We start from the raw sequence: 21879 nt of genomic DNA on the forward strand, positions 1-21879 counted from the left end.
CCCGGTCGTCGGGTTGCCACGATGATGACCGGCGGCGCAGGCCATCGGCTATGCCAATCAAGGAGTACACAATAATGAATCGTAACTTTACGGGGAAAACGGTGGTGATTACCGGCGCCTGTCGCGGCATCGGCGCCGGCATCGCCGAGCGTTTCGCGAGCGAGGGCGCCAATCTGGTCATGGTTTCCAACGCTGAGCGCGTCTTTGACACCGCGGAAAAACTCACCGCCCAATACGCCGGCGACATTCTGGCGCTCCAGGTCGACGTCACCGATGAAGAGCAGGTGCAGTCGCTGTATCAGCAGGCGCTCGCGCGTTTTGGCCGGGTTGATGTCTCAATCCAGAATGCCGGGGTGATCACCATCGACACCTTCGACAGCATGCCCAAAGCCGATTTTGACAAGGTGCTGGCCGTCAATACCACCGGCGTCTGGCTGTGCTGCCGGGAGGCGGCAAAGATCATGGTGCGGCAAAACGGCGGCAGCCTGATCAACACCTCGTCCGGTCAGGGGCGCCAGGGCTTTATCTATACGCCGCATTACGCCGCCAGCAAAATGGGCGTCATCGGCATCACCCAAAGCCTGGCGCACGAACTGGCGCCGTGGAACATCACGGTGAACGCGTTCTGCCCCGGCATCATCGAAAGTGAGATGTGGGACTATAACGATCGCGTCTGGGGCGAGATCCTCAGCAGCGAAGAGAAACGTTACGGCAAAGGGGAACTGATGGCGGAGTGGGTGCGGGGTATTCCCCTCAAGCGCGCCGGCCAGCCTCGGGATGTGGCCGGGCTGGTGGCTTTCCTGGCCTCCGACGATGCGCGCTACATCACCGGACAAACCATTAACGTTGACGGCGGGCTGATTATGTCCTGATACGCCGCAACCCCGCGGCATATTCCGGGGGTTGCGGATTCCCCGGCATCATATTGCCGGGCCGCGGCAAAAAACGCGCCGGGAGGGAGCAAGTCGGCTCATCCCCCTGACAGCTGACTCTTAGCCACATATTTACCGATAACGGTATATGTAAACTCAGTGTTATTTCGTGCGCGAAAAGAAAGGTATTTTTATGCTACGTCGTAGCACGCGCCCGACAAGGAGCGCTCAGTCGCCGCAGCTCCTTGACCTCTGGCTTCCGGCTGAAATTATGCCGCTGACGCGGTTCCCTCGGCGCCCATGACCGCTATTCGAGCCACCAGTGACGCGTTCCCGACGCGGCACTGGTTTTCGCAGCATCCATGCTGCTCACTCGGCGGTCAAGTTCACCTCAGCAAAATTTCTTACGCCGGGTAACGGCAAAACCCGTCATGACTCCCTGCATTTGTGTATAAGAGACAGCCCTGACAGTGGGGAGGTCGGGGGGCATCGCGCGCTACTGCATCTACACCCCGCCGCCCAGCGCGTTATATAACGTCACCAGATTGTTCAGCCGGGTTTGCTCGATACTAATCAGCGTCTGCCGCGCGCTGTACAGCGTGCGCTGCGCATCCAGCACGTTCAGATAGGTATCGGCCCCTTCCCGATAGCGCGAGTCCGCCAGTTGGTAGCTGCGCTCGGCCGCCGCGACGTAATCACGCTGCGCCGCAATCTGCTCATCAATTGTGGCCTTACGGGCCAGCGCGTCCGCCACCTCTTTGAACGCCGACTGAATGGCCTTCTCATAGCTGGCGATATAGCCTTTTTTCTGCGCTTCAGCATACTGCAACGCCGCCCGGTTGGCGCCGCCGTCAAATATGGGCAACGTCAGACTGGGCGCGAGCGACCATACCCCGGCGCCGTGACTGAACAGGGTGGAGAGCGCGCTGCTGCTGACGCCGCCGCTGGCGGTCAACGTCAGGCTGGGGAAAAACGCCGCCCGCGCCGCGCCAATGTCGGCATTCGCCGATTTCAGCGTATGCTCCGCCGCCAGCACATCCGGACGCTGCAACAGAACCGCCGAGGAAATACCGGCCGACACCGGGGAAACCGCCTGCGCCAGCGTAGTCAGTTCGCCTGGCAGCAGGGCCTCCGCTATCGGCTGTCCCGCCAGCAGATCCAGCGCGTTCTTGCTCTGCGCCACCGCCGTCGTGTTGCTGGCCACATCGGCCCGCGCCTGTTGATACACGGTTTCCGCCTGCGCCACGTCCACGCCGGAGGCCACGCCGTTGCGCTGCCGGTTGCGGGTGACTTCCAGCGAGTGCTGCGCGCTTTGCATGGTTTGCTGCGACAACAGCAGATCGCTGCGCGCCGTCGCCAGCGCGATATAGGCCGTGGCGGTATCGGCAATCAGCGTCAGACGGGTGCTTTTCGCCGCCGCCTCCGTGGACAGATAACTCTGCAACGCGGCTTCGCTGAGGCTGCGCGTTTTACCGAACAGATCCAGCTCGAAAGCGCTGACCGCCAGATTGGCGCTGTAGCTCTGGCTTATCGCCGTGGAATTGTTACTCGACGACGCATCGCTGGTCAGCGCCCGGCTGCGGGTGCCTTCCACGCCCGCGTTGACGGTGGGAAACTGTCCGGCCCGCTGAATGCCGTATTGCGCCCGCGCCGCCTCGATATCGGCCAACGCTTTGCGTAAATCCCGGTTATCGCTGAGCGCGATATCGATGACCCGCTGTAATTTCGCATCGACAATAGCCGAACGCCACGGAATGGCGGCCGCATCCGACGCGGCCGGGGCCGTGTCGCTCTGCGGCCAGACGGCCGGCACCGGCGCATCCGGACGCTGGTACGCCGGGTCCAGAGACATACATCCCCCTAGCAGCAGCGGTAACAGCGCGATGATAAATTGACGACTACGCATTATTCTTCCCTCGATGAGTCAGCAACAGGCAGCGCTTTGTCGGCACGCTTGGGAAATACGCGTCTCACCAGAACAAAGAACATGGGCACCAGAAAAACGGTCAGCACGGTCGCCGTTAGCGTACCGCCGACAATGCCGGAACCGATGGAAATACGGCTGTTTGCCCCCGCGCCGCTGGATATCGCCAGCGGGAATACCCCGACGATAAAGGCCAGCGAGGTCATCAGCACCGGTCGTAAACGGGTCGTCGCCCCTTCCAGCGCGGCGGCATAGAGCGTCGCCCCGCGCTGATAGGCGGCTTCCGCAAACTCGACGATCAGGATGGCGTTTTTCGCCGATAGCCCGATGGTGGTCAACAACGCCACCTGAAAATAAACGTCATTTTCCAGCCCGCGCAGCGTGGCGGCCAGTACCGCGCCGACCACGCCGAGCGGGATCACCATCATCACGGAAAACGGAATGCTCCAGCTTTCATACAACGCCGCCAGGCACAGGAACACCACCAAAATCGACATCGCATACAGCGATAATGCCTGTCCGCTGGCAAGCCGTTCCTGATAGGACAATCCGCTCCATGCGGAGGTCGTGCCTTGCGGCAATGCGCCGGCCAGCGCCTGCATCTCATCCATCGCCGCACCGGAGCTGACGCCCGACGCGCCGGTGCCCTGAATTTCATAGGACGCCAGACCGTTGTAGCGCGACAGACTTTCCGGCCCGTAGATCCAGCGCGTGGAGGCAAACGAGGAGAACGGCGTCATTACGCTGTCGCCGTCGCTGTTGCTGCCGCGCACAAACCATTTGTTCAGATCCTCCGGCTTACTGCGTGAATCCTCATCACCCTGGATATAGACTTTTTTCACCCGCCCGCGGTCGATGAAATCATTCACATACGAACCGCCCCAGGCGCTGCTCAGCGTCTCGGTGATATCGCTCATCGACAGTCCCAGCGCGCTGGCCTTGTCATTATCAATGTCCACCTGTAACTGGGGCATCTGCGTCAGATCGTTTGGGCGAACGTCTGCCAGCCGGCTGCTTTTATTGGCTGACGCCAGCAGCTCATCCCGCAGTTGCAGCAACTTTTCGCGATCGGTGGTGCCGGTGGCTTGTAGTTCAAAAGTAAACCCGCTGGACTGTCCCAGTCCATCCACCGACGGGGGCGTCAGGGTAAACACCTGCGCATCGCGCAGGCGGGACAGCGCCTGCGTCGCCCGCGCCGAAATCGCATCAGCGCTGTTTTCCGCCCCGCTGCGCTGCGCCCAGTTTTTCAGCGCGACAAACGCCATCCCGGCATTTTGTCCGCTGCCGCTGAAGTTAAACCCGGAAATAATGAAAATGGCTTCGGTATTGTCTTTTTCTTCCGTCAGGAAATAGTGCTCGATGGCTTTGCCCACCTTGCTGGTGCGCGATTCAGTGGCGCCGGCGGGCAAGGTGAACTGCACCATCACCGTTCCCTGATCCTCCGTCGGCAGGAAACCGGACGGCAGGCGGACAAACATTAACGCCATACCCGCAATCAGCAGCGCGTACAGGATGATGTAACGCATCGGACTGCGCAGCACATGGGCGACCTTGCCGGAATAACGATCCTGCATCCCCTGATAGCCGCGGTTAAAGGCGGCGAAAAAACCGCTTTTCGCCTCACGGTGCGCCGCCGGCTTCAGCAGCGAAGCGCACAGCGCGGGCGTCAGCGTCAGGGCGACCAGCACCGACAGCAGCATGGAAGACACAATGGTGATAGAGAACTGGCGGTAAATAACGCCGGTCGATCCGCCGAAGAACGCCATCGGCAAAAACACCGCGCTCAATACCAGCGCGACGCCCACCAACGCGGCGGATATCTCCCGCATCGACTTTTCGGTCGCTTCTTTCGGCGGCAACCCCTCGTCGCGCATCACGCGCTCGACGTTTTCCACCACCACAATGGCGTCATCCACCAGCAGCCCTATCGCCAGCACCATGCCAAACAGCGTAAGGGTGTTGATGGAATAACCAAACAGCGCCAGCACGCCAAAGGTGCCCAGCAACACCACCGGTACGGCGATGGTCGGGATCAGCGTGGCGCGCAGATTTTGCAGGAACAGGAACATGACGATAACCACCAGCAGGATGGCCTCAAACAGCGTTTTGACCACCTCTTCCACCGAGATCTTGATGAAGTCCGTGCTGTCTTTCGGATAAGCAATCTGATACCCCTGCGGCATGGTACTTTCAAACTCCGCCACTTTGGCTTTTACCCGCTCGGCGGTGGACAGCGCGTTGGCGCCCGGCGCCAGCATCACCGCAATCCCTGCCGCCGGATGGCCGTTCAGGCGGGTTGTCGTACTGTAATTCTCATCGCCCAACTCCACCCGCGCCACATCCCCCAGCCGCACCACCGCGCCGGTGGCGTCGCTTTTGACAATAATGTTGTTGAACTGGGCCGGCGTTTTCAGCCGCGACTGCGCCATCACCGTTGCCGTAAGCTGCCGATCGGCGCGGGAAGGCAACGCGCCGATTTTACCCGCGGACACCTGCGTATTCTGCGCTTCAATCGCCGAGGAAATATCCGACGGCATCAGGTCATAGGCGGCCAGCCGGGTAGGATCCAGCCAGATGCGCATCGCATACTGCGAACCGAAAACCTGAACATCCCCCACGCCGTCGACGCGCGCCAGCGGATCTTGCAAATTGCTGACCATGTAGTCGGCAATGTCCGCCGCGCTGGCCTTATCGGTACTGTCGTACAGCGACATAATCAGCAGAAAGCTGGTTTGCGATTTGGTGACCGTCACCCCTTGCTGTTGCACTTCCGTCGGCAAACGGCTTAACGCCTGCTGCACCTTATTCTGCACCTGAACCTGCGCCGTATCGGCATTGGTTCCCTGCTTAAAGGTGGCGATGATCCTGGCTTCGCCGCTGGAACTACTGGACGACGAAAAATAGAGCAGGCCATCCAGCCCGGTGAGCTGTTGTTCGATGATCTGGGTTACGCTGTTTTCCAGCGTCTCCGCCGAGGCGCCGGTATAGGTTGCGGTTATCGACACCGAGGGCGGCGCGACGTCCGGATACTGTGCGATGGGCAGCGACTGAATCGCCAATGCGCCGGCCAGCATGATCACAATCGAAATCACCCAGGCGAACACCGGCCGGTGAATAAAGAAACGAGAAAACATTACGCTTTCACCTCTGTCTGGTCGGTATCCGCATCGGCGGTGGAGGATGTTGCTTCCGTTGCTTGCACCTTATCGCCGACATTCACTTTATCCGTGCCTTCGATAATCAGCCGGTCGCCCGCCTTTAAGCCTGAGGAAATCAACCAGCGGTTGCCAATCACCCGTTCGGTAACAACCTGACGCAGTTCCACCTGCTGCTGGTCGTTGACCACCAGCGCGGTGGCGTTCCCTTTGGCATCCCGGGTAATGCCCTGCTGCGGCGCCAGAATCGCCGCCGGATCGGTGCCGTTCTCCACGCTGGCGCGCACATACATGCCGGGCAGTAATATATGCTCGGCGTTGGGAAACGCGGCGCGCAGGGTGACCGAACCGGTTGAGGCATCCACCGCCACCTCGGCCAGCTGTAGCTGACCGCGGAAAGGATAGCGTTCGCCATTTTCCAGCGTCAGCGATACCGCCGGTTGCTCGCTTTGCTGCAACCGGCGTAGCGCCAGACGCTCACGGCTCGACTGGGTGAGATCAACATATATCGGGTCGAGCTGGCGAATGGTTGCCAGGGCGGTGGTTTGGCTGGCGGTCACCAGCGCCCCCGGCGTAACGGAAGAAATGCCGATACGACCGGAAATCGGCGCCTTAATCTGCGTGTAGGCCAAATTGATGCGTGCGGTTTTCAGCGCGGCCTGTTTTTCCGCCACCGACGCCAGACTCTCTTCATAGCTGGTTTGCGCGTCATCCGCATCCTGCTGTGAAACCCCCTCTTCTTTTGCCAGACGGGCGTAGCGCTGTGCTTTCAGCTTTGCCGCACGTACGCCGGCCTGCGCATTTTTCAACGCGGCCGCCGCTTCGTCATACGCCGCCTGATAGCCGGCCGGGTCAATCTGATACAGTACCTGACCGGCCTTTACGTCACTGCCTTCGGTGAACAGACGTTGCTGAATAATGCCGTCCACCTGTGGGCGAACCTCGGACACCATGGCGGCGGCGGTTCTGCCGTTAAGGTCGCTGTCCAGCACCACGGATTGCGGCTGCAATGTCTGTACCGTGACCTCCACGGCCGTGTTGATCGTTGTCGGTTCTGAAGCGCGTTCACAACCCGAAAGTAAGAACACCAATAAGAAAATAAAGCGTTTACCTTGCATGAAATCATGCCCTATAATTGAGAATGAACGTTCATTCTCAATGTTAAGGAAGATAGATAAATTCTTCTGACAAGATTATGCAAGGATCTTGTAAAGGTGAGCGTCTTAACGTTAGGAGGGGAACGTGCAAAAAACCATCACTAAATCGGAACGAATAAACATGCGACGTGACCAAATCATCGCGGCGGCACGCCTTTGTTTTCGCCGCTCGGGGTTCCACGGCGCAGGCATGGCGGAAATCGCCAAACACGCGCAGCTTAGCGTAGGGCAAATATACCGTTACTTCGCCAACAAGGACGCCATTATTGAAGAAATCGTCAGCCGGATCGTCAGCAACAAACTGCTGTTTTTAACATTGGGGGAAAATCGCACATCGCAGATGGCGAAAATGCTGTCAGAACGCAGGTTGTCTGGTGATGAAAGCTCCCGTGAAGAAGACCAGGCGTTGATGCTGGAAGTCACCGCGGAGGCGACCCGCAATCCCCGCATAGCGGCGATCCTGCAAGAGTCCGACGCCAGACTGTTTCAGCAGGCAACCGTGATGCTGCAACAACGCTATCCGCATCTGACGCCGCCGCAAATCGCCGCTCGCGTCGAGTTTATGGCCGCGTTGTCCGAAGGAACGGCATTTCGCATGGTCATCGACCAGAAAGCCTCGCCGGCGATGCTGAACCAACTCTATCAACATATTTTCCAACACACGTTTCCTGAAATCATCAATGAGTAATGTTATGCGATCATCTCGTTTGGGTTATGCACTAATCCTGGGGCTGCTGGCGGCGCTTGGCCCGCTATGTACCGACCTTTATCTTCCCGCCTTGCCGCAATTAACCTCGGATCTGTCCACCACCACCGCCGCCGCTCAGTTAAGCCTGACGGCGGGGTTGCTGGGCCTGGGAGCCGGCCAGCTGATTCTTGGCCCCCTGAGCGACAAAGTAGGACGGCGGCGTCCATTGCTGTTTTCACTGCTGATTTTTCTGGCGGCCTCGGTCTGGTGCGCGCAGGCGCAGGATATCAACCACCTGATCGCCGCGCGTTTTATCCAGGGAATGGCCGGCGCCGGCGGTGCGGTATTATCACGGGCGGTGGCGCGCGATCTTTATTCCGGCCATGAGTTAACCCGCTTTTTTGCCCTGCTGATGCTGATCAACGGCCTTGCGCCGGCTCTGGCGCCGGTGATGGGGGGGGCCATGCTGAGTATCATGGACTGGCGAGGCATTTTTATTGCGCTGGCGATTATCGCCGCCCTGCTGCTGGCGCTTTCCGCGCTGCGCCTGCCCGAAACCCTGCCGCCGCAGCGCCGGGTTACCGGCGGCGTCGGTTCATTGGTTGCCTCATTGGGAAGCCTGCTGGCGCAACGTCATTTTATGGGGCTGTGTCTGGCTCAGGGGTTCGCTGGTGCGGGCATGTTTGCTTATATCGGCGCGTCCCCCTTTGTCTTACAGGAAATTTACCAGCTCAGCCCGCAGATGTTCAGCCTGTGTTTCGCCATCAATAGCGTGGGACTGATCTTCGCGGCGCAGATTTCCACGCGATTCAGCCGCCACTGGGGAGAAATGCGGATACTTAAACTGGGGTTGCTGATCGCGGCCGTCTCGTCATTACTTTTGCTGCTGGCCTCCGCTCTGCAAGCGACATTGATATGGTTGCTGATCCCCCTGTTCTTTTCCATCATCATTATCGGTATCGTCGGCCCCAGCGCATCGGCATTGGCAATGCAGAGTCAGGGGGATAAGGCGGGCAGCGCATCCGCCTTGATTGGCGTCAGCATGTTCGCGCTGGGCGCATTAAGCGTACCCTTTACCGGATTAAACGGCACGTCGGCACTCTCCATGGCGCTGGTGATCGTGGTGTGTTATGCACTGGCAATCGCCTCGTTTGCGCTGCTGGTGCGCCGGAGCGGCAAATCGCCGGCCGGATGATCTTATCACCGCCATAGGGGCGGTATTCGTCACAGAGAACGCTTCTGCCTGTCTCTTTCCGCGACAGACAGAAGCCAGTTGGTTCCGCGTTTACCGCGGCCATCCGATCAGCGGATTTCGCTTTCCGGGAACAGAAAGGGGTTGATGCTGCTGCGGGAAAAGCCCTCTTCTTCCATCTTCACATCCAGCACCAGCGAGGCCAGATCGTCGGCGACCGCTTCAACGCGATGATCCTTTTCCTGATACAGAATTTTCAGGTAGGTGCCGCAGTGGCCGCAGCTCTCCGCTTTGATCGCCGCGTTTTCGCTGTCCAGCGACCAATAGTTCAGATCGCCGGATTCCTCACAGTTACTGCATTTCACCCGCACCATATGCCACTCGCTTTCGCACAGGTTGCAGTGCAGGTAACGCAGTCCGCTGCTGGCGCCCAATTGCACGACGCCGGATACCGGCATACTGCCGCACACCGGGCAAAACTGGCGGTGCTCGCCCGGTTCCGCCCGCGCTTTGCCGGGGATCTGGCTGGCCATCTGCGCCCAATACAGCGACAGCGCCGCCCAGATAAACGGGGCTTTATCGTTATTTTCCGCGCTGAACTCGTGCCTGAACAGCGCGCTCGCCAGCGTTTCCCGTTCCTGCTCCGACGATTTTTCCAGATTTTCCAGCGTCGCCAGCACCGGCCCCTCGGCCTCGGGCTTAAGTTCCTCAATCAATGCGCGCAGCAAAGTGTGCCAGTGCGCATCACGGGGAAACACCTCGATATCCAGCGGCGGGCGATTGCCGGCCTGCGCTAATATGCCCGTCAAATCAAGCTGCAACGGATGGTCGTGCAGCACTTTCCGCTGCGCCTCCACCACGCTCGCGGCAAAGGTCAGATAGTCGCCCAACGGATGATCTTGCGCCAATTGACGCAGCCGCTCCGCGCGGCTGCTGTACAAACTTTTCAGATTAGCAAAAAGCAGCGGCGGGATATTTCCCACCGATGTTGATTTCTCATTACTTTCTAACTGTTCCCGGGGAACAATACGGATACTCATCAGGGTTACTTTTCCTGTTGTTTACGTTGTAGCTCACGATACCAGCGCGGATGATGCTTCTTCGCCCATGACGTCGACACCCAGCCTTCCACCATGGCGGTAATGGTTCCCTTCACCCATAAGGCCGCATAGATATGCACCATGATCACGATGATCAGCCCCACCGCCGCCAGCGAATGCACCAGCAGGGCCAGACGAATAATCGGAATGGGGAACGCATCGGCAAAGTACGGCCGCCACATGACGATACCGCTCGCCAACAGCAGTATCAGGCTGATAATCGCCAGCCAGAACACACATTTCTGGCCGAAATTATACCGGCCCGTGTCGCCGACTTCCTGATTTCTGGCAATCTTATGAATGTTTTTCGCCCATTCGACATCATCGCGGTTAATCAGGTTGTGTTTCCAGTAGCGGAAAAACATTAACAGAAAAGCGATAAACATCACCACCCCCACAAAGGGGTGCAGAATTCTCGCCAGTTGCGGCGTGCCCAGAATGTGCATCATCCAGTTCAGCGAGGGAAATAAAAAACCCAGACCACTGATGGCGGCAAACACGAAACAGAATGCCACAATCCAGTGATTAATGCGCTCCGGCGCGCTATAACGCTGGATACGATTACTCTTTTTCATGCTGTTTATCCTCGTGTTGCGCCTCATCCGCGCCCTCTTCGTCGTCTTCTACGCGATTCGGGCCGACGCCGACATAGTGGAATACGCTGGCGGCAAAGGTGGCGGCGAAACCAATCGCCGCCAGAGGTTTCCAGATGCCTTTCCAGAACGTCACCGTCGGACTGATCGTCGGGTTGTCCGGCAGGCCGTGATAAAGCTGCGGCTTATCCGCATGATGCAGCACGTACATCACGTGGGTGCCGCCGACGCCCGCCGGATCGTACAGCCCTGCCTTGTCATAGCCGCGACTATTGAGATCGATCACCCGTTCCGCCGCCAGATCCTTCATCGCTTGCTTGGTGCCGAAATGGATAGCCCCCGTCGGACAGGTTTTGACGCAGGCCGGTTCCTGACCCACCGCCACCCGATCGACGCACAGCGTACATTTGTAGACCCGGTTATCCTCTTTATTCAGCCGCGGCACATCGAACGGACAACCGGCGATGCAGTAGCCGCAACCGATGCAGTGTTCGGACTGAAAATCGACGATGCCGTTGGCATACTGGATAATCGCGCCTTCCGCCGGACAGGCTTTCAGACAGCCCGGATCGGCGCAGTGCATACAGCCGTCTTTGCGGATCAGCCATTCCAGCCTGCCTTGCTCTTCCACTTCCGAGAAGCGCATCACCGTCCAGGATTTGGCGGTCAGGTCGGTCGGATTATCGTAAACCCCGACGTTGTGCCCCACCTCGTCGCGAATATCGTTCCATTCCGAACACGCCACCTGGCAGGCTTTGCAGCCGATACAGGTGGTAACGTCGATAAGTTTGGCGACGGGTTCCTGATGATCGCGAACCTGCGGCGGCGGCGTGAGCGAGTTGGTCGCCGAGCGACGGATAATATCTTGTGATTGCATGGCCATAATCGTTCTCCGCTACGCCTTTTCCAAATTAACCAGGAACGCCTTATATTCCGGCGTTTGGGTATTGGCATCGCCGACGTGTGGCGTCAGGATGTTCGCCAGAAACCCTTTCTGCGTGGTGCCTTCAAAACCCCAATGACAGGGCACGCCGATGGTTTCCACCGGCTTGCCTTCAATCATCAGCGTGCGGATACGCTTGGTGACCACGGCTTTGGCCTTGATATAGCCGCGTTTACTGCTGAGTTTGACCATATCCCCGGCGCGGATCCCCTTTTGCTCGGCCAGCGCTTCGCCAATTTCCACAAACTGTTCCGGCTGCACGATGGCGTTCAGCCGCGCATGTTTCGTCCAGTGGCGGAACAGCTCGGTGATCGAATAGGTCGTGGCGACATACGGATATTCCGTCGCGTTGCCCATGCGCTGTTTATCAAACTCATATAGCCGGGCGACCGGATTAAAGCGCGTATTTTCATGCAGCGGACTCTTTTCCAACGGCGATTCGACCGGTTCGTAGTGTTCGGGGAACGGGCCGTCGGTCAGCTTGTCGATGGCGAACAGGCGTCCCATGCCTTCGGCCTGCAAAATGAACGGCCCGACGCCGCTGCCCGGCGCCGCATTGCCGTAGTCCGGGGTATCAATCCCCAGCCAGCGCTGTCCGTCCCAGCGGATCAGTACGCGCTGCGGATCCCACGGATTGCCCTGCTCATCGGCAGAGGCGCGGTTATACAAAATGCGGCGGTTTTGCGGCCAGGCCCAGGCCCAGCCCAGCGTGCTGCCCAGTCCGGACGGATCGGCGTTATCCCGCCGGGCCATCTGGTTGCCCTGCTCAGTCCAGCAGCCGGTATAGACCCAGCAGAAACTGGCGGTGGTGCCATCGTCGCGCAGTTGCGAAAAGTCAGACAGCAACTGGCCTTTCTTCAGCACCAGGTTGCCCTGTTCGTCATGAATATCCGCCAGCGCATAGCCATTGCCCTCTTTCGCCACTTCTTCCGGCGACGGATCCAGCGGATTCAGGTAATTCCACGCCATATTGAGCACCGGTTCAGGATTCGCGCCGCCCTCTTTGGCGTACATTTCCCGCAGGCGCAGGAAAATCTCCGCCAGAATCACCCCGTCATGCAGGGCTTCGGCCGGCGGTTCGGCGCCTTTAAAGTGCCATTGCAGCCAACGGCCGGAGTTCACAATCGAGCCGTTTTCTTCCGCAAAACAGCTGGACGGCAGACGAAACACTTCCGTCTGGATTTGTGACGGATCCACCTCGTTCAGCTCGCCGTGGTTTTGCCAGAAGTTGGAGGTTTCGGTCGCCAGCGGATCGATAATCACCAGAAATTTCAGCGTCTTCAGCGCGTCGCGGGCTTTATTGGAGTCGGCAAAGGCGGCTATCGGGTTAAACCCCTGCGCGATATAGCCGTTGACCTTGCCTTCAATCATTCTCTGGGTGTAGTTCAGCGCGTCGTAGCTCTGATCCCACTTGGGCAGCCAGTCAAAACCCCAATCGTTTTCCGGTTGCGCATGCTCGCCGTAAAGGCTTTTCATCAGGCTAATGAAAAATTTCGGCGTGTTTTTCCAGTAATTCACCTGATCGGGCAGCAGCGCTTTCGGGGTAATTTGTTCCAGGTAAGTCTGCAACGTGGTTTGATTTTCCGAGGGCAGATCCATATAACCCGGCAGGCGCAGGGACAGCAACCCCAGATCGGTGTAGCCCTGGATATTGGAGTGGCCGCGCAGCGCGTTAATGCCGCCGCCGATCATACCGATATTGCCCAGCAGCAGTTGGATCATGCCCGCCGTGCGGATCATCTGAGAACCGGTGGTGTGCTGCGTCCAGCCCAGCGCATACAGAATGGTCGCCGTTTTATCCGGCACGCAGGTGGAAGCCAGAATGTCGCAGATGGTCAGAAATTCGTCTTGCGGCGTCCCGCAGATGCGGGTCACCACCTCCGGCGTGTAGCGGCTAACGTGTTGTTTAAGCAGATTCCAGACGCAGCGCGGATCGGTCAGGGTGAGATCCCGTTTGGCAAAACCGTTTTCATCCAGCTCGTAGTGCCACGAGGTGCGATCGTACTTGCGCGCTTGCGCATCGTAACCGCTGAAAATACCGTCCTCAAAATGATAATCCTCGCGCACCAGCAGGCTGGCGTTGGTGTAGGACTTCACATACTCCATCTGAACTTTATTATTGCTCAGCAGGTAATGCACCACGCCCAGCAGGAAGGTGATGTCGGAACCGGCGCGGATCGGCGCGTAAAGATCGGCCACCGATGCCGAGCGGTTGAAACGGGGATCGACCACAATCAGCTTGGCGCCGTTTTTAACTTTGGCCTCAACCGCCCACTTGAACCCGACCGGGTGCGCTTCCGCCGGGTTGCCGCCCATGACCAGCACCACATTGGCGTTCTTGATATCCACCCAGTTGTTGGTCATGGCGCCGCGCCCGAACGTCGGGGCGAGCGCCGACACGCTGGGGGCATGGCACAGCCGCGCCTGGGTATCAATCCCCAGCATGCCCAGCGCGCGGGTAAAGCGAAAATCCAGCATGCCGGTCTCATTACTGGCCGCCGACGAACACAGCATGCCGGTGGTCAGCCAACGGTTGACTGTCACCCCGGCGCTGTTTTTCTCAATAAAGTTGGCATCCCGGTCGGCTTTCATCAGGCGGGCAATACGATCAAAGGCGTCATTCCAGCTGATACGCTGCCATTTGTCCGAACCGGGGGCGCGATATTCCGGATATTTAAGGCGCTGATCGCTATGAATATAGTCAATCAACCCCGCCCCTTTCGGACATAACGAACCGCGACTGACCGGATGATCCGGGTCGCCTTCGATATGAAAAATGGACGGTTTGGCGTTTTTGGCTCCGTCGCCAAGGCTATACATTAAAATCCCGCACCCGACGGAACAGTAAGTGCAGTTATTGCGCGTTTCTTTGGCGCGTAAAAGCTTATATTGCCGGGTTTCAGCCAACGCGACAGCGGGAGAAAAACCCAATGCTGTCACCGTTGTTCCGGCCATGCCCCCCGCGCATATTTTAAAGAACTGTCGTCTGCTGACCTGCATGGAAAACTCCTCACACCACATCGCTCACAGTAAAAGTCGGGATAAAACGTTTATTTCTTTTTATAGGAAAGAATAAAGCGGTCATGAGACCGCTAAAGACCTTATTAACAATAAGTATTATGCTCCGAAATAATAAAACCTCAAATATTTATCCAAATAACAACATTCACATCACAAAATCAGCGCAGCCTAGTCGATGCATCGCCAATAATTTAATTGATAATAAAAATAATAATCATTTGTATTATTTTATATATCCAACTAATTCAGATGACTGGCAAACCCGCCGGAAGCGGCCCCTGCGGACTGAGGCCCACGCACATACAACCTTAAGTATGGCGGGTAAAACACCCGTATGTTATTTTTTATCCAATGCTTGAGGGGCTGATTTATTTGCCTGCACCAATAAATAAGCCCCGGTTAATAATATGACCGGGGCTTAATTTTTCTTATTTAGTGAGAGGTTTGAAGGGTATGTCGTAAATAGCCGAAACAAATTTATCGGCTAAGGAATGCGCTATCGCGCGCCATAGCGCTGAACAAAATCCAGTAGAATCCGGCGCGACCAAACCGGCTCCTGCGCAATGTCCATTAGTCGCCCGACATCATAACCCGCCTGCCGCAATGCGGCGTCGTTATAGCGTAAACATGCCTGCATGATCGCCACGTTAAATTCCGGGTGAAACTGTAGCGTCAGCACCCGATCGCTATAGCGGATAATCTGACAACGATCGGCCTGCGACCCCGCCAATACCTGCGCCCCGGCAGGTGGAACCAGCACCGACTGCTGATGGGAGAGATAGGCGGTAAACTGCCGGGGATGATGTTGTAGCCAGACGTCGTTTTCCGCTCCGTCATTGACGGTCACAAGCTGCACGCCGATTTCTTTGCCATTCGGGTTATTTCCCACCGTGCCGCCCAGCGCGTCAGCCAGCAACTGGTGTCCATAACAAACGCCCAGCATCGGCATATCGGCATAAAATGCCTCACGCAGCCAACCCGCCGTATACTCGCTCCATTCCAGCCGGTCGGTCACCATCGCCCACGAACCGGAAATAATCACCGCCGACACACCATCAAACGGAGGCAGGGCGTCTCCCCGATCGGGGCGCACCACATGCAGATTTTCTGTTCCGTCCGGCAGCGCATCGCTAAACCATTTTCCCTGTTGCCCAACCTGCAAGGAAATGCCCTGCGGCGGCTCCCCCATCTGAATAACCAGCACTCTCTTTTTGTTCATGGTTCTGTTCTACCCGCCGTCTCTGGAATCAACGAAAATCTTACGCCATCCGGCGCGTCAACGCAGCATAAAAGCAAAACGCGCCGCCTCTGCCGATCACTCTGGAGACGGTTGACGATAGGCCAACGAAAAGACGTCGTAAAAATCCACTTCACCCTTGGTCGACAGGATTTTTTCTATTCCTGTTTTCACCGAAGCCGGGACATTTTCATTACCCAAGAGCTTATCCAACGCGTCTTGCGGCACATGCCGAATGGTGAACCATTCGCCGTTGTAGCCGACGCGCAGATCCAACACATCAATGTCTTCGAAGCGATATCGAGGACGAATGTCCAATGAGAGAGACAGTGTCATCACCAGCACGAACAGCGTAAAGCCGACGAAATAAGGCCAGCCAAAATAAGAGACGTAGATCAGAATAGCAGCAACCGGAACATAGCTGACCAGCATCCCGGTAACAAGATAAGGATGAGTCTGTATGAATTTTCGACTAAACCTTATTTTATTATCGCGTTTTTCTTTGCGGTTAATTTTCTCGATTTCCTCGGTCAGAATGCGTTTCACCTCATCCATCACCACCACCCGTTACGCTCATGGATACATTTATGCCATTAACAAAATAACAACATTGTCTGCCGTCGATTAGAGTATAGACATAAGATAACGGATGTCGTTTGGGAGAAGTGGGGATTGATGGCGACGCCGGCCGATGCCCCGCTTTCGCGGAGCGGTATCGGCACGCGTCAGACGCCCATCGGGTTACGGCATGGCGGGTAGTTCAAGTTCAGGATCGATGAGGTTATAAATCTGATTACCGAAGAGCGGCTGTTGCAAAAGCCGATCGACGGCCAGCGCCACATCCTGACGCGACACCAGCCCCAATACGGCATTCCCCTGCGTTAGCCGCGCGTTATGCGTGGCGACAACATCCAACAGCCCGCCCGGACGGACGATACAATAGTCCAGCGAACTGGTCTGTAACCAGCTTTCCGCCAGCGATTTTTCCCGCACGGCCTGTCCAAACGCGGCTTTAGCCCGCGTTGACAACAACGGCCAACCGTCGCCGCAACCCAGGGACGTCACCAGCAACATGCGCTTGATGCCCGCCTGCTCCACGCCGTCGATCACCACGCGATGGCCGTGATAGTTCACTGCGCCGCCGCCCATCGTCGACACCACGATCGCCGACTCGCCCGCCGCTCGGCAGGCTTTCGCCACCACCTCGGCATCACAGGCATCCCCCTGCACCACGGTTATCCCCTGGGCGCGCCACTGGGCGGCCTGTTCAGGATCGCGTAGCACGACCACCACCGATTGCTTACACTCAATGGCCCGCTGTAATAAACAGGCCCCCACGCCCTGACCTGCTCCAAAGAGTAGCCACGTCATACCTGCTCCGGTTGTAACTCAATCGCTAATGTATGGAACGCATCGACCTGCGAGGTTAACAGTTGGCGATGGCTATCCCGTCCAAGAAAGATCTTAAACATAGCAGCGCCGTCGGCATTAAAAAACACCACGGACGCGGTGTCCATTCCCATAAACTTCCGTTCAATAAAGGCAATATGCCGGCAGTTAACCGCGCGAATATGTCCGCTCAATCCATTGTTGCCGCGCAGATTAAAATAACCGTGACGGTGCGTTCCCGTTGGCAATGCGCTTTTGAATTCCAGAATGGCGTCTGCCGTATGGCTGATTAACGTCACTTCCCCCCAACCGGCGATGCTCTCCCACACGCGGTCGAACCGATCGCCCGGCACAATAACGCACTGCGCCGCCGGCAGCGCCTTGACCACCTTGAACAGCGAGGTGTTGTACTGGCTGGCGATATCTTCCAGCGTGCCGTCGGGATTGGTGGCAAGTAAATCATGCAATGTCATGAGCAAGTTCCCCTTAATAAGCGTGTTCTTTGGCATTTAGCTGCGGAATAATTTGCTGCAATGCCTGCATCAGATTGTTTGCCCAGAAGCGGCCGTCATCGGTTAAACGCAGGCAGGTCGAGTCGTCGCGGGTGAGTCCCGCCTGGTGCCACTGGCTGAGCAACGGCTGTAGCTCATTGGCCCGGTCTGTCAGTTGCGGCAGAACGATGCGTCCTACTTCAATGCCCGCCTGAAGCTGGTGCTGCCAAGGACCGGCCGGACTGGCGGGGGTCATCATCATGATCGGTTTTTGCCCCTGATCCACAAGCTGGTAATAGCGTTCCAGACTGCGCTCCATCATATAGGACTGACCATTCAGATTACCGCCCGCGCCGCTGCCCATCGCCAGACAATCCGCGCCTTGTTTGATCAACAGGTTATACAGATTGCGCTCCCGGGTCGTTCTGGCCCAGTGGCTGTTGCTCAATTGATGCCAACCCGCTTGCGCCAGAAATGCCGCGCCGGTGCGGTAAAAATCACGCCGCGCGGTGACATCCGGCAGGTCGACCCGCTGGTTTTCCGCCGCCCTAGCTAATGGCGTGGTGGGCAGCAGATTCAGCGCATAAAGATCCACGCCATCCAGCGGCAGATCGCTGACAATCGCCAAATCTTCACGCCAGATTTCCGGCGTCTGCCCCGGCAGGCCGAACATCAGGTCACACACCACCGCCGCGCGATCGCGCTGGCACAGCCGTTGCAGAAAGCGGATCGATTGCTGTTTATCGGACGTGCGCGCCATGCGCTGGCGAATACGGCTATCAAAGGTTTGAATACCGATGGAAAAACGGTTGGCACCCGCGTCCAGACAGGCATCAATCCGCTCATCGTCAAAATCCATCGCCCGCCCTTCGATGGTAATCTCGCAGTCCGGGGCCAACGGCAGCGAGGCGCGAATGGCGCGGATAATCTGTTCAAGCTCATTAGCGGCCAGCGCCGTCGGCGTGCCCCCGCCAAAATAAACCGCGTGAATCGGAGCCGACTGATGCAGCGCGCTGTCTGCCTCCATCGCCAGTTCCTGCAACAGATAACGGGTGTAGGTTTCGGTGCTGTCCGCACGCAGTTTATTTTGATAAAAGCCGCAGAAGGTACAGTGCGTCGCGCAGAAAGGAATATGCAAATACAGCAGGCGCTTGCGGGCTGGCAAAATCTGCTGTTTCAATGCCTGCCAACTGGCGGGGATCTGTTCAGGAGAAAGCGGCACATGATTTCGCCAGGGCATAGCCATACGTCGCGAATCAAACGGCTGTTCGCCTGGCCGGGCATAATAGGGCGTCAAATCTATGTTCATTCATATCCATCCCGTCAGAAGCAATGGAATGATTAAATGATAATTATTTTTATTTATCAATAAGGCTGGCTGAATAGCGAACGCCCTTATTCGGTTATTTCAGTAATGACGCGATTTATTAACCAAATCATTAACCAGATGAAGAAAATAAAATAAATATTTATTTTGTTTTTCAATACATTAAAAATAAAAAAGCCTTTTAGTTGTTATCAGAATGATACCAAAGAGCGCTTTATTAAAATTTATTAATTTTCAGGAAATAAAGAGGATTAACCGAAAGCGGCGGCATGAGAAAATACTATTTATAAACAATGTATTAAAAAGAAAGAGTGCTACCCTCGACGAGAGGATAATTAATTATTCTTCATTAAGATAATCTCTCCGCCGCGATCAGCGCCTGCCCCAGCGACAGGCCGCCGTCGCCGGCGGGTAGCCGTTGCGGTTGCAGTATCGTGAATCCATGCAACTGCTGATGCAGCAGTTCGGACAGCAATCGATTGTGCATAACGCCGCCGCACAACACAACCGTATTGACGCCATGCTGTTCCGCCGCCCGTCGGGCCAGCGCGGCAAAGCCCTGCGCCAGCGCCAGATGAAACGCATAGGCTCTGTCGGCCGGCGCCGCGCGATAGGCTAGCCACTGCCGCCAGAAGATCGCCAAATCCAGGCGGTTATCCGCCAGCAGCGGCAGCGTGACCGGAGGCTGCCATTGCCGGCTCCTCCGCGCCAGCGACTCCAGCCAGCAGGCCGCTTCCCCTTCCCAGCTTTGGCTCAGGGCGGCGAATCCCGTCGCGGCGGCGACCGCATCAAACAAGCGCCCGGTGGACGACGCCAACGGCGCATTGATCCCCCGCTCAATCGCCTTACTGAGCAGCGCGGAGGGATCGGCCGGGATCGCCGCCGCTTCCGGTAACGATGCCCAGTCAGGCACAAAGCGCAGCCACTGCGCCAGCAGATTGCGCCACGGCTGACGGGCGGCCAGATCGCCGCCGGGTAACGCGACGGCCGGTAATCCGCCGCTATGCCGGCAGCGGGCATAGTCCGCCAGCAGACATTCTCCGCCCCACCACTGGCCGTCTGCGCCATAACCAATGCCGTCTAGCGCCAACCCAATCACCGGGCCGGCGTCGCGCGGCCAGCGGTGCTCCGCCAGACAAGAAACGATATGGGCGTGATGATGCAATACCTCAATGCAGGGGATTTGCCGCTGTTCGGCCAGATCTTTTCCCAGACGATGACTGATATAGCCGGGATGCGCATCAACCACCACCGCATTGGGCGCAAAACGGTAAATATTCTCAAACAGCGCGATGGACTGACGATATTGCCGCTCGATATCGCCGTCCGCCAGATCGCCAAGATGCTGGCTGACAATCGCGTTTTCCTCGCGCAGTAAACAAAACGTGTTTTTTAAATCGGCGCCCATCGCCAGCAGCGCAGGCTGCCCGACGAAACCCGGCGGCAGCGGTAACGCATCCGGCACATAGCCACGCGCCCGACGCAGCATTTCCGCCCTATTGTTAAATAAATCGTGGTCGAGCAGCCTCACCAGCGAGTCATCGGCCCGTTGCACAATATCCCGATTGTGCATTAACCACAGATCGGCAATGCCGCTCAGTTGCTCCAACGCCTGCGCATTGGTCAACGCCGGGGGCTTACCGCCGGCATTACCGGAGGTCATCACCAGCGGGCGATTAACCTGCGCCAGCAACAGATGCTGCAACGGATTGGCGGGCAACATCAGCCCGACTTCACACAGACCGGGGGCGATTGCCTCAGACAGCGGGCCGTCCCGGCGCAACGGCAACAGAACAATCGGCGCCGCCGTACTTTCCAGCAACCTCAACGCCGCCGGCATATCGGCCACGTCGGCGCATCTCTCAAGCCATGCCGCATCCGGCGACATCACCGCCAGCGGCTTGCCGGGGCGATGTTTACGCTGGCGCAGGCGTTGAACAGCCGGTGTATTGGTGGCGTCGCAGGCCAGATGAAAACCGCCAATGCCCTTGATTGCCACAATTTTCCCCGTTAGCAGGGCGGCGGCGGCCTGAAGAATGGCCTCATCCCCTTCAGCCTGTCGCTGCGCCGCCCCTGCCGCCGACCACACCTGCGGGCCGCACTGCGCACAGGCGTTCGGCTGAGCATGAAAACGGCGATCCGCCGGGTGCTGATATTCGGCCAGACAGCGCGGACACAGCGGGAAATCCGCCATTGCGGTAAATGGGCGGTCGTAGGGCATCCGACGAATAATGGTAAAACGCGGGCCGCAGTGGGTGCAGTTGATAAACGGATAGCGATAACGGCGATTAGCCGGGTCGTTCATTTCGCGCCGGCAGGCTTCGCAGGTGGCCGCATCCGGCACCACCTGCGTATCCATCTGCCCGGCGCCGCTGTGTTCAATCTCGAATGCCGTAGGTATTGTCGTCCACTGCCACGGCTGACTGGCAATGCTGTCGATGTGCGCCAGCGGCGGGCACCCGGCCGAGAGTTCGCTAATAAAGCGTTCAATATTTTCCGACGGATAAAGATGAATCAGTACCCCGGCGCCGTCATTGCTGACGCTGCCGCACAGCTTCAGCCGATGCGCCAACTGCCAGACATAAGGCCGGAATCCCACCCCCTGCACTTTGCCTTTTACCCGGATTTGAATACCGTTGTTCATGCTTACGTGGGATATATTCCTTTTCTGTTTATACAGGTTTCTATGTAAGTTCAGTGCTATTTCGTGCGCGAAAAGAAAGGTATTTTTATGCTACGTCGAAGCACGCGCCCGACTCAGGGCGCTCAGTCGCCGCAGCCCTGAGAACC

At 57.5% G+C, this 21879-nt stretch carries 16 protein-coding genes; 3 read left to right on the forward strand and 13 right to left on the reverse strand.

Features of this window, described 5'->3' with window-relative positions:
- Positions 1 to 74 precede the first annotated feature (74 nt).
- Complete coding sequence (locus JG725_RS05495) at positions 75 to 872, forward strand: glucose 1-dehydrogenase (protein WP_199376997.1); 798 nt, start codon at positions 75 to 77, stop codon at positions 870 to 872.
- A gap of 505 nt (positions 873 to 1377) precedes the next feature.
- Here the strand turns inward: JG725_RS05495 and JG725_RS05500 are convergent.
- From JG725_RS05500 to JG725_RS05510, 3 genes are read right to left on the reverse strand one after another with little or no spacing between them, the layout of a single operon-like run.
- A complete protein-coding gene (locus JG725_RS05500; RefSeq protein ID WP_199376999.1) occupies positions 1378 to 2778 on the reverse strand; it encodes an efflux transporter outer membrane subunit in 1401 nt (466 codons plus the stop codon).
- Positions 2778 to 5930 carry an efflux RND transporter permease subunit gene (locus tag JG725_RS05505; RefSeq protein ID WP_172289032.1) on the reverse strand — a complete coding sequence of 1051 codons (3153 nt, stop codon included), beginning with the start codon at positions 5928 to 5930 and terminating at the stop codon, positions 2778 to 2780. The genes JG725_RS05500 and JG725_RS05505 overlap by 1 nt, the downstream gene beginning before the upstream one ends.
- Positions 5930 to 7069, reverse strand: a complete 1140-nt coding sequence (locus JG725_RS05510) for an efflux RND transporter periplasmic adaptor subunit (RefSeq protein WP_199377001.1) — start codon at positions 7067 to 7069, stop codon at positions 5930 to 5932. Before JG725_RS05510 ends, JG725_RS05505 begins: the two co-directional genes overlap by 1 nt.
- Before the next feature lie 160 nt (positions 7070 to 7229).
- Between JG725_RS05510 and JG725_RS05515 the strand changes: the two genes are divergently transcribed.
- Positions 7230 to 7796: a TetR/AcrR family transcriptional regulator gene (locus tag JG725_RS05515; protein WP_172289030.1), complete on the forward strand. Its 567-nt coding sequence runs from the start codon at positions 7230 to 7232 to the stop codon at positions 7794 to 7796.
- Positions 7789 to 8991 carry a multidrug effflux MFS transporter gene (locus JG725_RS05520; protein ID WP_172289029.1) on the forward strand — a complete coding sequence of 401 codons (1203 nt, stop codon included), beginning with the start codon at positions 7789 to 7791 and terminating at the stop codon, positions 8989 to 8991. Before JG725_RS05515 ends, JG725_RS05520 begins: the two co-directional genes overlap by 8 nt.
- 107 nt (positions 8992 to 9098) lie before the next feature.
- Here the strand turns inward: JG725_RS05520 and fdhE are convergent, their stop codons facing one another.
- From fdhE to hypF, 10 genes are all read right to left on the reverse strand, one after another.
- Positions 9099 to 10028, reverse strand: a complete 930-nt coding sequence (fdhE, locus tag JG725_RS05525) for a formate dehydrogenase accessory protein FdhE (protein ID WP_199377003.1) — start codon at positions 10026 to 10028, stop codon at positions 9099 to 9101.
- Positions 10029 to 10033: 5 nt separating this feature from the next.
- Positions 10034 to 10663: a formate dehydrogenase cytochrome b556 subunit gene (fdoI, locus tag JG725_RS05530; RefSeq protein ID WP_172289027.1), complete on the reverse strand. Its 630-nt coding sequence runs from the start codon at positions 10661 to 10663 to the stop codon at positions 10034 to 10036.
- Positions 10650 to 11564, reverse strand: coding sequence for a formate dehydrogenase subunit beta (fdxH, locus tag JG725_RS05535; RefSeq protein WP_172289026.1), 915 nt, complete (start codon positions 11562 to 11564; stop codon positions 10650 to 10652). Before fdxH ends, fdoI begins: the two co-directional genes overlap by 14 nt.
- Positions 11565 to 11576: 12 nt before the next feature.
- On the reverse strand, positions 11577 to 14624 hold the full coding sequence (gene fdnG, locus JG725_RS05540; RefSeq protein WP_172289025.1) for a formate dehydrogenase-N subunit alpha: 3048 nt from the start codon (positions 14622 to 14624) through the stop codon (positions 11577 to 11579).
- A gap of 517 nt (positions 14625 to 15141) precedes the next feature.
- The gene (locus JG725_RS05545; protein ID WP_199377005.1) at positions 15142 to 15864 is read right to left on the reverse strand and encodes a glutamine amidotransferase; all 723 of its coding nucleotides are present in this window, start codon (positions 15862 to 15864) and stop codon (positions 15142 to 15144) included.
- Positions 15865 to 15960: 96 nt separating this feature from the next.
- Positions 15961 to 16437, reverse strand: a complete 477-nt coding sequence (locus tag JG725_RS05550) for a YlaC family protein (protein WP_172289023.1) — start codon at positions 16435 to 16437, stop codon at positions 15961 to 15963.
- 186 nt (positions 16438 to 16623) lie between these two features.
- On the reverse strand, positions 16624 to 17253 hold the full coding sequence (locus tag JG725_RS05555) for an NAD(P)H-binding protein (RefSeq protein ID WP_199377007.1): 630 nt from the start codon (positions 17251 to 17253) through the stop codon (positions 16624 to 16626).
- Positions 17250 to 17744, reverse strand: coding sequence for a heme utilization cystosolic carrier protein HutX (hutX, locus tag JG725_RS05560; protein WP_233356303.1), 495 nt, complete (start codon positions 17742 to 17744; stop codon positions 17250 to 17252). The genes JG725_RS05555 and hutX overlap by 4 nt, the downstream gene beginning before the upstream one ends.
- 13 nt (positions 17745 to 17757) lie before the next feature.
- Entirely contained in the window at positions 17758 to 19071 is a 1314-nt protein-coding gene (gene hutW / locus JG725_RS05565; protein ID WP_199377009.1) for a heme anaerobic degradation radical SAM methyltransferase ChuW/HutW, read from the reverse strand.
- 367 nt (positions 19072 to 19438) lie between these two features.
- Positions 19439 to 21733 carry a carbamoyltransferase HypF gene (gene hypF, locus JG725_RS05570; RefSeq protein WP_199377011.1) on the reverse strand — a complete coding sequence of 765 codons (2295 nt, stop codon included), beginning with the start codon at positions 21731 to 21733 and terminating at the stop codon, positions 19439 to 19441.
- Positions 21734 to 21879: the final 146 nt, after the last annotated feature.

Source organism: Brenneria sp. L3-3C-1 (assembly GCF_016456245.1).
In the GTDB taxonomy this organism is placed as follows: Bacteria; Pseudomonadota; Gammaproteobacteria; order Enterobacterales; family Enterobacteriaceae; genus Brenneria.